We start from the raw sequence: 13708 nt of genomic DNA on the forward strand, positions 1-13708 counted from the left end.
GATCAATTAAACTACCGCTGGGGAGTGTGTCATCATTGTTGCTTTATAACGCTGACCAAAGTATTCGACTTCTAAAACCATTTCTTCATCTACAGCTCGAGATAATAAAGTGTGTACAATTCCTTTTCCTAAGCTGTATGAATAGCCGGCACTTGTCACAAATCCGAGGGCTGTTTCTCCATAAAAGACCGGTTCATATCCCATTACTATCGCTGAAGGATCATCTAATATGAGCGTCGCTAATACTGTTTCAGAATCTTTTCGCTGACGATCAAGCAATGCCTCTTTTCCAATAAAAAATGGTTTTGTTAAATCAACCATTTTATGAAGGTTAACTTCATATGGATGATGCTCACTCCAAAAGTCTTTCCCGCTTTTTAACGAAAAAGATTCAATTCGAAGATTTTCAAGAGCCCGGTCTCCCGCGGCAATCAGCTGATAAGGCTGTCCTTGTTCAATTAATAAATCCCATAAATTCAGGCCTTGATCAGAAGTCGTAATCAACTCCCAGCTCTCCATTCCCCCGTAGGAATCACGCAGAGCAAGAACTGAACTATTTTCAATAAACAGGGTTTTCGCTTGCCCTTGAATCCAAGCGCTGCTAAGGTCTGATCGTTGAGCCACGGACTTCATTACTCCTTTAGCTCTAGGACCAATTAATGCTATACTGCATGTCCCTGACGTTACATCTTGAAAAACAACTTGACCGTCCTGAGGCACGTGTTTTTGAATCCAGCTTGCTTCTACAGCTCCCGTACAAACAATCAAGAAAGTGGATATATTTTTGCGAATAACCGTTATTTGATCTTTTATGCCGCCTCGCTCATGCAACATACACGTACGTATGCTTTGACCTACTGTAATGTCTATATTTCCCGTCGTTAGCTTCTGTAAAAACTGGAGAGCTCCTTCCCCTTTAATTTCCAACCTTTTCTTTGCTGCCGTTGTATCGTAAATCGCTGCGTACTGACGAGTATGCAACTGTTCAGCCTCGATAATCGGTGACCAATATTCAGCGGACCACCCCTTTCTTATTACCATCTTCTTTTCATATGTGGATATAAGCGGATAGTTAGCTTCATACCACTGCGGCTGCTCCCACCCTGCTTTTTCGTTAAAATACGCTTTTAGTTCTTGCTGACGCATATAAAATGGACTTACGCGCATGTTTCGCGATACTTTTCGCTGCATAAATGGATGATGAATGCTATAAACCTCTTCATACTCTTCAATAGACCGCTGTTTGTAATAAACAGGGCTGCATGCATACGTATCGAAACGATTGATATCGCATAGCTCCAAATCCACAGTCGGGGCACCATTCATCATCCATTCAGCCATTTGTCTAGCGACACCTGCAGAGTGCGTTACCCATATGGCTTCGGCTACCCAAAATCCCTCTACTGCTTGTGATTTGCCAAGCAGCGGCATCCCATCAGGTGTGAAGGAAAAAATGCCGTTGATTCCTTTTTTTATTCCTGCTCGTTTTAATGCCGGAATTAATTCCATTGCATCTTCCCACGGTTTTTCAAAATCTTTTGGTGTAAAAGGATTAACAGAAGGCATTTCTTTTGTTTCTCCGTATTTTGTAATGTCACTGAGTTCGACTGGAAACGGCTCATGCTGATATGATCCAATCCCAAGCCCTTTCTCTACCTGACGAAAATAAATTGCATTATCCTGATCTCGAATAAGAGGAGTCGCGGCTTCTTCCGTTTCTCCGTTTAATTCAAGTAAATCATTTGTAAACACATATTGATGAGCCATCGGCTGAAGAGGAATCGTTACACCAACCATTTCTCCGATGCGAGGTCCCCAAAATCCGGCACAGCACACGATTACATCTGCTTCAAATTTTCCAGCGCTCGTGTACACTGCCTTTACTTGACCATTTGTCACTTCGATATTCTTCACTTCTGTATGACCGTAAAATTCTACTCCACACTCTTTAGAAAAACGAGTCATTTTATCAACGGCATGCAAAGGTTTGGCAATACCGTCTGACGGAACATAGAGACCTCCGCAAATACGCTCAGGACAAATCAGCGAATTTTTTTGCGCGCATTCCTGCGGTGAAAGAAGAAAAGCTTCGATTCCCCATGAGCTGGCAACACCAGCCTTTCTCTTTAGGTCTTCTAATCGCTCTGGTGTACGGGCAACTTCTAAACTGCCGACAGGATAAAACGAGCGCTGTTCATCTGTACTCAACTCTTTAAAGGTCTCGACTGTTTGAGAAGCTAGTGTTGTCAGGATTTTTGAAAAGCTAAGCTGAAATACAAGCCCCGGAGCGTGAGAAGTAGATCCTCCCGTTTCAAACAAAGGGCCTTGCTCAATCACTGTTATGTTTCTTTGCCCCATTTTGCTTAAATAGTAGGCAATGCTGCACCCGACAATTCCAGCTCCTATCACTACTATCCTCTTATGTTCCATCACTTCATATCTCCCTCCTTTTTTGGTTTGAAGATGTTAAATATTGTCGATAGTTAATTATATTTTTAATATTAATAATTTTCAAAGTATTTTGTTAAAAAGTGTGACATAGATTTTTTCAGACTTTCTTCCGCTAATGTTCGGATAACGCTTTCTTAACTTTAAAATACCAGAAAAACTGCCGTCTTTTTCTTTCGAATAACGAATTTTAAAGAAACTATCTATCTGTCAAAATGACACTTATCAATGAATGGTTATACCAAAAAATGACGGAAAGAAGATAGCTAAAATAACTTAGCTATCTTCTTTTTCAACCATTTACCGATTAATTAATTTTGAAGGTCTAAATACTTTTGCTTATTTTTAGACCAAAGTTGCTTGTTTGACTACTTTTTTCATTTCTTCTGCAACGTTTCTTTTGTCTTTTTCACTTGTAATCCCCCCGCCTACAATCACAAGATCCGGCTGTGACTGCACGATTTCAGGAAGTGTATTCAGTTTAATACCTCCTGCGACCGCTGTTTTTGCATTTTTCACAACTCGTTTAATCGTTTGAAGGTGATCGAACGGGGTTTCTCCTTCAGCTTGAAGATCATACCCTGTGTGTACACAAATATAGTCAACACCGAGTGCATCGACTTCTTTTGCACGTTGTTCAAGGTTTTTTACATTAATCATATCAACAAGAATTTGTGTTCCTTGTTTTTTGGCCTCTTCTACAGCGCCTTTTATAGTCGAATCATCAGTAGCGCCAAGAATGGTAATAATACTAGCCCCCGCTTCAGAAGCTTTCATTACTTCATAAGCACCTGCATCCATAATTTTCAAATCAGCTAATACCTTTAAAGACGGAAAGGCTTCCTTGATTTCTTTGACTGCTTTTAGCCCTTCGTTAATCACAACTGGAGTTCCAATTTCTACAATATCGATATACTCTTGAACCTCCTGCACTACTTCTTTTGCCTCTGAAATATTTACAAGATCCAATGCTAATTGAAGTTCCATACTTACTTCACTCCTTCATTAAATGGGGTTGTCTAGCATGAATTCATTGTAAAACCGTTACTTTCAAAAAAAAAGTAGGCACTTTTAAAACATATAGTCACTAAAAATATACTATGGACGCTTCAATGCAGCGTATCATTCGTGTTTATTTTAGAAAATTCTGAATAATAAGGGTAGTTTTATTCTTTTTCAACAAAAGGTTTTAACCCATATGGCTGGAATTATTCATTTCAGGATCTATAACGGTTTCCATATAATTTTTTCCCCACTCATCCATGCTCTCAAGGATGGGCATCAAGCTTCTCCCGTGTTCAGTCAAGGAATATTCAACTTTTGGAGGGACAACCGGATAGACTTTTCGGTGAACGATTTGATCTTCTTCTAATTCTCGCAGCTGACTTACTAACATTCGCTGAGTAATTCCCGGCATCATGGACTTTAACTCCCCAAATCGTTTCGTCCCTTCTTTTCCTAGGTGCCACATAATCAACATTTTCCACTTGCCTCCAATAATCGTTAACGTTAATTCCTTTTCACAGTTAAACGTTTTGCTAAAAAGTCTGCTCAATCCTTTTTCCTCCCTTTTTATGCGTAATAGTATAGTTTTAGACACTATATGAAAATAAAGTGCCTACTTATAAAGGAAAATTGTACCTGCTATACTGTAATCTGTAAAGACGGTAAAAGACTATATTCACTGTAATAGACCGTTAAAATAAAGGAGGAGATCAATTGGGCAGTGTAGCTCGTTCACGTGATAATTGTCTCAAGTCTCATTCACCACAAGCGTTAGAAGTGGATTCCATGACCTTTATCTTATTTGGAGCAACAGGAGATTTAGCTAAAAGAAAAATTTTTCCTGCGTTATATAATTTATTTTTAGATAAAAAACTGCCTTCTTCCTTTTCTATTGTTGGTACGGGTAGAAGCAACTGGTCTAATGATGCCTTTCAAATATATGTAGAAGAATCAGTAAAGACTTTTTCAAGGCGCTTTAGCCAAGGTGAATCCAAGATAAAAGAATTTCTTAAGACAGTTGGCTATCATAAAATGGATGTTACCAATAGTGATGGATATGACCAGTTGCTGCAGGCTATTCAAGAAGGCGAAGCAGAATTAAATATTCCTGAAAATCGTCTTTTCTATTTATCAGTGGCTCCTGAATTTGTAGACGTTATTGCTTCAAATATAAATAGCGGCAGATTGGGATCTACAAAAGGCTGGAAACGTCTTATTATCGAAAAGCCTTTCGGACACGATTTACAATCTGCTCAAGTGTTAAATCAAAAGCTTACTGAAACGTTCAATGAAGAAGAGATTTATCGTATCGACCACTATCTGGGAAAACCAATGATTCAAAATTTGGAGGCTCTAGCATCTGCAAACCCTATTTTACAAGCACTATGGAATCATCACTACGTTGCAAATGTCCAAATTACAGCTAGTGAAACAGTTGGTGTAGAAGAAAGAGCGCCTTACTATGATCAGTCCGGTGCAATTAGGGATATGTTCCAAAACCATATGCTTCAAATGCTGATGATGACTGCCATGCAGCTGCCAAAGACACTTAACATCGCAAAAACTCGCCAACAAAAGATAAAAATTATGAAAAGCCTTCGCCCTCTACAAAAAGAGTTTATCCATTCGAACGTCATAAGAGGTCAATACGAAGGAGGAAAAATCCAAAATCGTTCCGTTATAGGATATAAAGATGAGCCCGGCATCAATGCAACTTCCGTTAATGACACATTTATAGCAGTCCGGGTATGGATTGATCATGAGCTTTGGAAAGGAGTACCCTTCTATCTTCGCACAGGAAAACGAATGAGTAAAAAATGCACGCGTATCGTCATTGAATTTAAACATCCTTTAAAAGATGTTTATAAAGATGAAGAAGTTATTCCTAACCTTTTGGTTGTCGAAATCAGCCCAAATGAAGGTATCTCACTGCAATTAAACAGCAAAAATCCTTTGAATGACAATAAAATCGAACCTATTTTCATCAATTTCTCAACAAATCAAAAAGAAGTACCCGAAGCTTATGAACTGCTGTTATCTGATGCTTTACAGGGAGACTCCACATTTTTTGCTCATTGGGAAGAGGTTGAATTATCTTGGAAATGGGTGCAACCTATTTTAGAAGTTTTTAATAATGAACGCTTTCCTCTTCATTTTTATCCTGCGGGTACGATGGGCCCAGCAGCTTCAAATCATTTGTTAGAAGACGACGGGTTTAAGTGGTGGTGATTACTTTTAATCTCGTTAAAAAGAGGCTGGGGTAAAAGCATTTTATTTGAAGAAAGATCCGAACGATGAAGCGAGATTCTTGATGGAGAATCCAACTCGTTCGGATGTTTTCATTGTGGTTGTAAACGCAGGTTTAATGTATGTAGTTGCTTCTAATTGTTGATAGGGCAAGACGAAGACTCCTGCCGCCTGCGGAAAGCGAAGTCTTGTAGGGAAATCAGCTGCCGTATCACAAGCTGTTCAGCTCATGTATATTAGTTGTTCGTATCTTCTTTATTTAATATCAGCCATTTGATTTTTCGATCTCGCTCTTTTTTTTCGTGTTCATCAACCAAATCATATTTCTTCAGCAAGTGAAACATCTCGTTTAATGTTGTTTGCGAAGGATTTCGTACGAGAAACTCATGAAATAACGAGCGAATATCTTCTGGCAGCCATTGTGACTGCGAGTTAAACTTCTGCTGTACATCTTCTACCGAGTGGTCTAAATTACATTTACCCATACCTTTTCCTCCCTTTTTATGTAACTGTTTTGCATTTTTTAGTCTTCTTTTCGTTTAAACGTACTTGGCATAACAACTGCCACAACTTCTCCGGTCGCAACAATGATGTCACTCGCGTATACTTCTGTTTTAACTCTCCATTTCTTCGGGTGAATTTCTTCAACCGTTCCTATTGCTTTTAGTACTTCACCCTGCGGCGTTGGTTTTTTAAAATCCACGTGGAGAGAACCGGTAACAAACCGCGGCGGCTCTGCTGAATCTCCTATTTCGTAGCCATTTTTACGGTATAGAGCAAGAGATGCAGAGCCTGTTCCATGGCAATCAATCAGTGAGGCAAGAAGTCCGCCATAAACAAATCCTGGTATGGCTGTATGTTCAGGCTTAGGTGTATAAAGGGTAATGGTTTTTTCTCCTAGCCATCCTGTCCGAAAATGATAGCCGTCCTGATTTAATCGGCCGCAGCCGTAACACCATGCAAAATCATCCGGATATTCGTCTTGAATCGCTTTTACTACTTTTCCCATGCTTCACCACTCCTTTTTTCAGAATATTTTAACACATTTTCTCCTACAATCGTTAGAACTAAACGGACTATTTTCAAGCTTAAATAACTAAAAATCATCATAGAAGAAAAGCCTCACTTGAAAAATAATCGATTAACTAGGTTTTTATTTATAAATGATGGTGACGAGAAAGCATCTTTCTAATTGAAAGGTGCTTTTTTGTTTCTTATAAAAATATAAAAAAGAGGAGAGTTTTTATGAAGAACATTTTTATGAAATCAATGACCGTTCTTACCTTATTAATGGTCGCATTATGTGGAGTAAATCAGGTGAAAACAGAAGCAGCAAGTAAACCAGCGAATCAAGATCTAATCATCATTAACAAGTACTATAACAAGCTTGCCTATTTTCATAATGGTTATATTGAAATCGTTGATCCAGTAGCAACGGGAAAAACATCTGTTGGCTTCTTTAAGGTGGTAAACAAAATTAAAAACCGCCCTTACTATACAGGACATATTCCTGGGGGCGATCCTCGCAACCCATTAGGAAAAAGGTGGTTAGGATTAAATGCAAACGGTATTCACGGCAATAACAATGCTTGTTGTTTCATAATTATTTACTTCTATTACTGAGCGATAGAATGGAAATATCTTTCCATCCATATGCTTCATCTTCTACTATGCACTCTCCAAATTGGCTCTCTCGGTGAGTATAATACTTACCTCCCAAACGTTTATAAAATCCACGTCCAGATTTGTTATTTTTCATCACCCATACCATCATAGAAGAAATACCTTCATTCATAAAATGTTCAGCAACAGTTGAAATTAGACTTCTTCCAGTACCTAGTCCTTGAGCAGCAGGTAACAGGTAAAGTGCGTATAATTCTCCTTTAAATTCCTTGTCATTATTAATTTGAGCTGCTGCAAATCCAATAATTTCTTCAGAGTCATTACTAGCAATGTAAATAAATGATTTATGTAGTGAATCACTAAAAAATTTCATCCATTTATTTTTAGCTTCTTCATACGATAGTTCGTTTAGAAAGTTGTCTGGAACTAAACCATTATAAGTTGTCTTCCACGTATCAACATAAATCTTTGATATCACCCTTATATCGTTTATGTTTGCTTTTCTAATTTTCACCTTAAGCACCCCTTCTACATTCTAAACATAATTAACTTTATGTACTTACTATATATAAAAAAAGTTTTATTATCTAATATTGAAAGTATGTGATATACAGAGGTAGTTACCATAATGTAAATTCCCGGAAATTATAGTTCTTCCAGCGTCTTCTCTAAATTTCAGCTTGATACTTAAGGGTGGGAATTCTATAATATAAATTATTAAAATAACTAAAAGCTGTAAAAGTCTGTTTACAGCAGGTGGATTTTTCGTTTGAATTTATTATTTTACTTTTCGCCACCCATCTCATATTTGAGATGGGTGGCTTTATTGTGTTGTATGGAGGATTTAATAATGAAAATTTTAAACTATGCTTTACTTGTTTTTCTGGGTGGTTGTTCTTATGGAGTGGTATCAACGTTTGTCAAATTAGGGTATGGTGAGGGATTTAGACTAAGTGAAGTAACAGGAAGTCAATATTTTTTTGGTGCTATCATGTTGTGGGCTATTGCAATCTTTGTTCCAAAAGACCGTTTGAAATGTAAACAGTGGGTTACTTTGGCCATAGGAGGCATACCGATGGGGCTAACAGGTATTTTTTATAATCAAGCGCTTGGTTATATTAATGCCTCATTTGCCATCATCCTTCTACTGCAATTCACATGGATAAGTATGGTTTTGCAATATGTATTTACTAAAGAAGCACCCAGTCGAAAAAGCTTCATCTCAACGATAATTATTCTTCTCGGTTCTGTCCTTGCTTCTGGATTTTTGCAAACTGGCATCATTTTTTCTTTTGCTGGAATCAGTTGGGGTATACTTGCTGCTTGCTCCTTTGCTTTCTTTATTTTTATAAGTGGGAACACAAATATATCTGTGCATCCTATTTATAAAAGCGCTATTATGACAACCGGAGCGTCATTGCTTATATTTATTTCATTACCACCAGTATTTCTTATAAACAGTGCGCTTACAGATGGACTATTCATGTATGGTCTTCTTACTGGATTCTTCGGTTCACTTGTTCCACCTATTTTTTTTAATATTGGCATGCCTAAAGTAGGTGGAAGCTTAGGGACCATTCTAAGTGCATCAGAGTTACCAACGGCCGTAATTATGTCTACACTTGTTCTCCACGAAACCGTCACCTTCCTTCAATGGATCGGTGTGATCATCATTCTAGGTGGAATTGCGTATCCAAACGTTCAGAGTCATAAGACCACTCGTTTAATAAAGAAAAACGTATAACATTTGCACTCACTATTTCTATAATTGAAAAGTTACCCTGCCAAACAATCTATTTTGGCAAAGGGTAGTTTTTTTACTTAATGATATATAATATTCCATTCTAACTGATATTGGGTAAGAGCTTTATTTTCTTAACGATTATATACACCGCATAATAATGGTTGAATATGCACAAATTAAACAATAAAACTAATTTAAAGGTGAATATAATGTCTTCTTCATTAAATAAATCTTCTCAAAATATTTCAAAGAGAATTGAAAGACAATTTCAAATCACAAGCGATTTTGAGAAAAGGACTATTTTAAAAGATAAAATTACAATATTTTATTTAAATACAATTGTAGATAAAGACCAGATACAAAAATATATTATTGAACCTTTACAGCAAACATGGGAAACGGTTAATGAAGATAATCCATCTATCCAGCAAATAAAGACTATTGTTAATTCTGCTTCTCTGAAAGAAACTCAGTCAGTTGAAGAGATCCAAGATGCTTTGGTTAAAGGAAATACCTTTCTTCTTATAGAGGGAGAAACAAGTGGATTGCTTATACCTACAACTAAATGGATAGAGCGAGGGTTAGAAGAAACATTAGGAGAACGAGCGATAAGAGGACCAGCAGTAGGTTTCACAGAAACTCTAACGACCAATATAAATATAATACGACGTATTATTCAGACACCCCAATTAATCATTGATACAAAACCATGTGGCACACATTTAAAAACAGATATATCTATCATTTACATGAAACACTTGGTGAATCGATCCATTTTACAAGAAGTACAGCATCGAATCTCTAAGATAGATGTAGACTACATACTAGCTTCAAGAATAGTCGAAGATGCTATTGAAGGAAAACCTAAAACTTTTGTTAACCTAGTTATGACAAAAGAGCGTGTGGACACAACGACTTCAGCTCTCTTAGAAGGTAAAGTAATTGTATTCGTAGATGGATCCCCTTATTCGATTATAGCCCCGAGTTTATTTGTCGATTTCTTTCAATCCGCAGATGACTTTCATTTAAAAACTGGACGTTTGATCAATCGGTCTATTCGATATTTTGGCTTTATTACTTCGATTCTTATTCCTGGCATTTATGTTGGTCTAGAAAAATTCCATAGTGATACATACAGTAAAAAAATCCAAAAAGATCTATTTAACCATGGAGAATTATTACCTACGTTTTGGGAAATAGCCCTTTTACTTATTTTATTTCGTATATTAATTGATATAGGCACACGTGCTCCCAAAGGAACGGTTATCATCATCACATTGTTAGCAACTATTGTTATTGGTGAAATGTCTGTTTCAGCTAAACTTATCCATCCCGCAAGCTTAGTAGTAACAGGATTAAGTGTTTATCTATCTACTTTAGTTATTTATCGAGGACAAAGTGGAATAGGTTCATTAAGATTTTTATATTTCTTTACTTGCTATTACTTTGGTTTGCCAAGCATTATGCTTGTTTCAACTATTGTTATTCTATATCTTGTACAGTTAAAATCAGTAGGTGTACCGTATTTATCACCTCTTATTCCATTTAGGTGTGATGAATTTCAAGATATATTCGTCCGTGGGAATTTGCGTAAACTTCAAAGAAAGTCTCATGAATTTCCAAATGTTGAATAGGTAAAACATAAACTTTTAACGTTTTGAATAAATTATCCAAGATGTTCTGAAACGTCAGCTAAGCATTGATTATCATTCATGAAATAGAAAAAACAACTGATTGGCCCCAGTTGTTTTTTCTGCTTTTAAGCTGTATATCGTATACAAAGTTAGTTACCATAATGTTACTTATAGGCAAAAGGATACAAAAACACTAATTTATACTTACTGACTAAAACATTCGGGTTGAAGTGTGCTAGCATCGTCTTTCCCACCTACAAAAAAGGTAAAATAGTTCCCGTTGTAGTCATCTTCAGCCGTCATTTCCCAATTAATGTCTTTTTCCCAATTTAATTTTTTTACTTTTTTCCCCTGCTCATTCACATAATAATATTCTGAGTTATGCCAACCTGAATCTACCATTGAATACCAACCAAAAGATTCTGGGGAAGACGTTTCCAACCTTCCATCTTTAGAAATTTTATGAATGATTTTCTCATTTTGGACCTTTAAAGGTGCCTTGCCTTTCACATCATAAAAGATACCCACACAACCCGTATAACCATTCGGGATTAAATATACCGTGTCTGTTCCCTTTCGTTCATGAAAAAACAAAAAATAGATTGTACCAACTAACAACAATAATCCCATAAATATGTATCCGATTTTTTTCATTCTTTACTCCTTCGATTTCAGCACAAATCTTTAATAAATTTATAAAAAATACAAGGTTAGTTCATATGACAAACGTTATCGCTAATAAAAAGGACTCCTCTTAAGGAGCCTGCGGTCATATTAAGTCCTTTTCCATATCTTTATTTTATTTACTAAGGTAAAATTCCTTATCAAAAGTAGATAGATTAACTTCTCTAGAACCTTTTTTATAAACTTGATCTGCCCCCATTGTTTCTCCCTTTCTCCATCCATATAACCAAATACTTACTTGGTACCAAGGAGGAATACTTCCTGCTTCAGAGGCAATAAACCATTTATATTTTTCAGTGACATAGTCCTCACCTACAGTTGTTTTTACTAAGTGGGCTTCGCGAGGTATAGGAAATTCTTCAACATCATGAGATGGAGTATAAGCCAGCTTGAAATAACCGATTAATAACAGTGCAATGATAACAACAGCAAACATCTTTTTTCTTTTCTTTATCATAAAATGTATAAATTTTCCTTTTTAATATTAATATAGCACTACAAATAAAGGAAATATATGAAAAGTAATAGATATAAACAGATCAAAAGAATTCTATTTAGAAATTCTTGAATTTCAGCTTATATATGAACGCGCAGAAGAAAAGTTTGCATTTATTTCACTCAACGGTGCTCAAATAATGATCGAAGAATGTAATGTACACTGGCAAACTGGAGAACTTGAATATCCATATGGTCGAGGAATCAACTTTCAAATTGAAGTAGAAAACATAGAAAGTATCTTACAAAACTTAAAGAGGCACAGAATCAAACTTTTTAGAGAGAGTATGCTAAATAATTATAGTGGATTTATTTAAAAAGAGTTTATAGTTCAAGATCCAGATGGTTATTTGTTACGATTTTCTCAACCATGTTAAGTACCATGACAAAACCACTTTAGTCTATGAAACCCATATAGAAAAATAAGTTAACTTAATGTTAATTTTAGGATCTTGCTATTTAGGCAAGTTCCTACGTTTTTTTTAAACTTTATATATAGAGTCTGAACTTGAAGATAATGACTGTACCATGGCAAACTGGTATAACTCTTTCAATGTATCCTTTTCTGCATAAACTTTCATCCACTCAATGCCATTAGAAACTGAAAAACAAAGACCCACTTTTTTTCTTTCCGGATTACATCTTTACAGAACCTAATGGCTGCAATACTTTCTCCTGTATTCGGATTCTCCAAGATACCAAGATCATAGCTGGAAGCAAAAATACTTAGCTCCTTGAACTTCTCTATCCCTAGAAAGATTAAAATAAAACCCCTCTGCCATCCTGTTGCATTCCAAAGCTGTTCATATCCTTTGATAACTTCTTTTTTAAATCTAGTTGATACTTGTTACGAGTAAGAGAAAGTATATCCGTGCACTGATGAAATAACTCTGTGTCTTTGTTAAGGCCATAAACATAGCATTCCTGAGCATATGTAAGCAGTGGATGAAGAATTACATCATGCGCTGGTAGCGTTTCACTCTCTTCATAATCGTAAAATCCATTGGGAATTACCCCAACAAAAAAATGATCCAAAAAAACGCCACCTTTCAACCCAAAAGCTTCTTTATTTATATCATACCAATCGTTATAAGAAGTGTGTATCATATACATATCTAGTTAACATAATCAAAATTCCAAGAAGTAAAAAGAGGAGCTCTAGCTCCTCTTTATATCTGAAAGTCTTGATTAAAAGTCTCAGCAATAAACATAAATTCTACATCGTCTTTATGGATAAAAAATGTAGTACATCCATCAATATCTGTAATCCTGTTTGATTGAGAACATATAACGTCTACCTCAACTAATTTAAAATTAATAGCATCAGTATTTTCAGTATCCAAACCAGTTGTTAAATAGTGAACACTATCTCCAAAAGACTTGAAAACAAGCCTTTTTCCTTTTAGTTCCTTATCGTTAACCTCAAAATAATCGTTATTCAGTATGCCTTTAAAGGGTATCATTTTTGGAAAGCATTCAATATGATGGATACCTTCATAACATCTTAAGCTAAACATATAAGCGCGTGTTTCATTTGGCTCAATCTCAATACCGTATTTATAAGTAAACGTCTTATAAACCATTTCATAAAACAATGGAATGACAATATCGTCCCAAGCATCATAAGCATGAGCATGTATGGGAATTAGATGAGGGTATAAGCTCGTAATTGCTTGTTGGAAATTCAACAAAATGTCTGTGTCAGTAAGTTCACTCAAAGAATCATCCACTTCATGATTCTTAATCTTAGATAATCTATTATCGATCATTCAGCCATCCCTCCTTAGAAGAAAAGTGTTACTCTTTAATTATACCTTTATCGGGATTA

At 36.0% G+C, this 13708-nt stretch carries 14 protein-coding genes; 4 read left to right on the top strand and 10 right to left on the bottom strand.

Annotated elements, in window-relative coordinates; translation table 11 throughout:
• Window positions 1-6: 6 nt before the first annotated feature.
• The 3 genes from ACFX4W_RS21375 to hxlR form a co-directional block, all read right to left on the bottom strand.
• Window positions 7-2430 (bottom strand): GcvT family protein, encoded by a 2424-nt coding sequence (locus tag ACFX4W_RS21375; protein ID WP_043980543.1) that lies wholly within the window; start codon window positions 2428-2430, stop codon window positions 7-9.
• Between the two features lie 363 nt (window positions 2431-2793).
• Window positions 2794-3435: a 3-hexulose-6-phosphate synthase gene (gene hxlA, locus ACFX4W_RS21380; protein ID WP_043979199.1), complete on the bottom strand. Its 642-nt coding sequence runs from the start codon at window positions 3433-3435 to the stop codon at window positions 2794-2796.
• Window positions 3436-3637: 202 nt separating this feature from the next.
• The gene (gene hxlR, locus ACFX4W_RS21385; protein ID WP_043979201.1) at window positions 3638-4003 is read right to left on the bottom strand and encodes a transcriptional activator HxlR; all 366 of its coding nucleotides are present in this window, start codon (window positions 4001-4003) and stop codon (window positions 3638-3640) included.
• A gap of 164 nt (window positions 4004-4167) precedes the next feature.
• On the opposite strand from hxlR, the gene zwf reads away from it, so the two are divergent.
• On the top strand, window positions 4168-5682 hold the full coding sequence (gene zwf, locus ACFX4W_RS21390) for a glucose-6-phosphate dehydrogenase (protein ID WP_080781609.1): 1515 nt from the start codon (window positions 4168-4170) through the stop codon (window positions 5680-5682).
• 254 nt (window positions 5683-5936) lie between these two features.
• Here the strand turns inward: zwf and ACFX4W_RS21395 are convergent, their stop codons facing one another.
• Complete coding sequence (locus tag ACFX4W_RS21395; protein WP_043979204.1) at window positions 5937-6185, bottom strand: hypothetical protein; 249 nt, start codon at window positions 6183-6185, stop codon at window positions 5937-5939.
• A 38-nt stretch (window positions 6186-6223) separates the two neighbouring features.
• Entirely contained in the window at window positions 6224-6709 is a 486-nt protein-coding gene (locus ACFX4W_RS21400) for a PaaI family thioesterase (RefSeq protein WP_043979205.1), read from the bottom strand.
• Window positions 6710-6945: 236 nt separating this feature from the next.
• Here ACFX4W_RS21400 and ACFX4W_RS21405 point away from each other — a divergent pair, with 236 nt between their 5' ends.
• Complete coding sequence (locus ACFX4W_RS21405; protein ID WP_280559333.1) at window positions 6946-7323, top strand: L,D-transpeptidase; 378 nt, start codon at window positions 6946-6948, stop codon at window positions 7321-7323.
• Here the strand turns inward: ACFX4W_RS21405 and ACFX4W_RS21410 are convergent.
• Entirely contained in the window at window positions 7304-7837 is a 534-nt protein-coding gene (locus ACFX4W_RS21410) for a GNAT family N-acetyltransferase (RefSeq protein WP_043979207.1), read from the bottom strand. The genes ACFX4W_RS21405 and ACFX4W_RS21410 overlap by 20 nt on opposite strands.
• 336 nt (window positions 7838-8173) lie before the next feature.
• On the opposite strand from ACFX4W_RS21410, the gene ACFX4W_RS21415 reads away from it, so the two are divergent.
• Together ACFX4W_RS21415 and ACFX4W_RS21420 are read left to right on the top strand one after the other, a co-directional pair.
• Window positions 8174-9067, top strand: coding sequence for an EamA family transporter (locus ACFX4W_RS21415; RefSeq protein ID WP_043979210.1), 894 nt, complete (start codon window positions 8174-8176; stop codon window positions 9065-9067).
• Between the two features lie 209 nt (window positions 9068-9276).
• The gene (locus tag ACFX4W_RS21420) at window positions 9277-10701 is read left to right on the top strand and encodes a spore germination protein (RefSeq protein WP_237074720.1); all 1425 of its coding nucleotides are present in this window, start codon (window positions 9277-9279) and stop codon (window positions 10699-10701) included.
• A gap of 204 nt (window positions 10702-10905) precedes the next feature.
• On the opposite strand, the gene ACFX4W_RS21425 is transcribed toward ACFX4W_RS21420, so the two are convergent.
• The 4 genes from ACFX4W_RS21425 to ACFX4W_RS21440 form a co-directional block, all read right to left on the bottom strand.
• Entirely contained in the window at window positions 10906-11355 is a 450-nt protein-coding gene (locus ACFX4W_RS21425; protein ID WP_043979212.1) for a DUF6843 domain-containing protein, read from the bottom strand.
• Between the two features lie 145 nt (window positions 11356-11500).
• Entirely contained in the window at window positions 11501-11842 is a 342-nt protein-coding gene (locus ACFX4W_RS21430) for a hypothetical protein (RefSeq protein ID WP_043979213.1), read from the bottom strand.
• A 797-nt stretch (window positions 11843-12639) separates the two neighbouring features.
• Window positions 12640-12915 (bottom strand): hypothetical protein, encoded by a 276-nt coding sequence (locus tag ACFX4W_RS21435; protein ID WP_241771354.1) that lies wholly within the window; start codon window positions 12913-12915, stop codon window positions 12640-12642.
• Window positions 12916-13049: 134 nt separating this feature from the next.
• Window positions 13050-13649, bottom strand: coding sequence for a hypothetical protein (locus ACFX4W_RS21440; RefSeq protein ID WP_043979217.1), 600 nt, complete (start codon window positions 13647-13649; stop codon window positions 13050-13052).
• Window positions 13650-13708 lie beyond the last annotated feature (59 nt).

The sequence above is a fragment of the Priestia sp. YIM B13489 genome, assembly GCF_042787645.1.
Classification (GTDB): domain Bacteria; phylum Bacillota; class Bacilli; order Bacillales; family Bacillaceae_H; genus Priestia; species Priestia megaterium.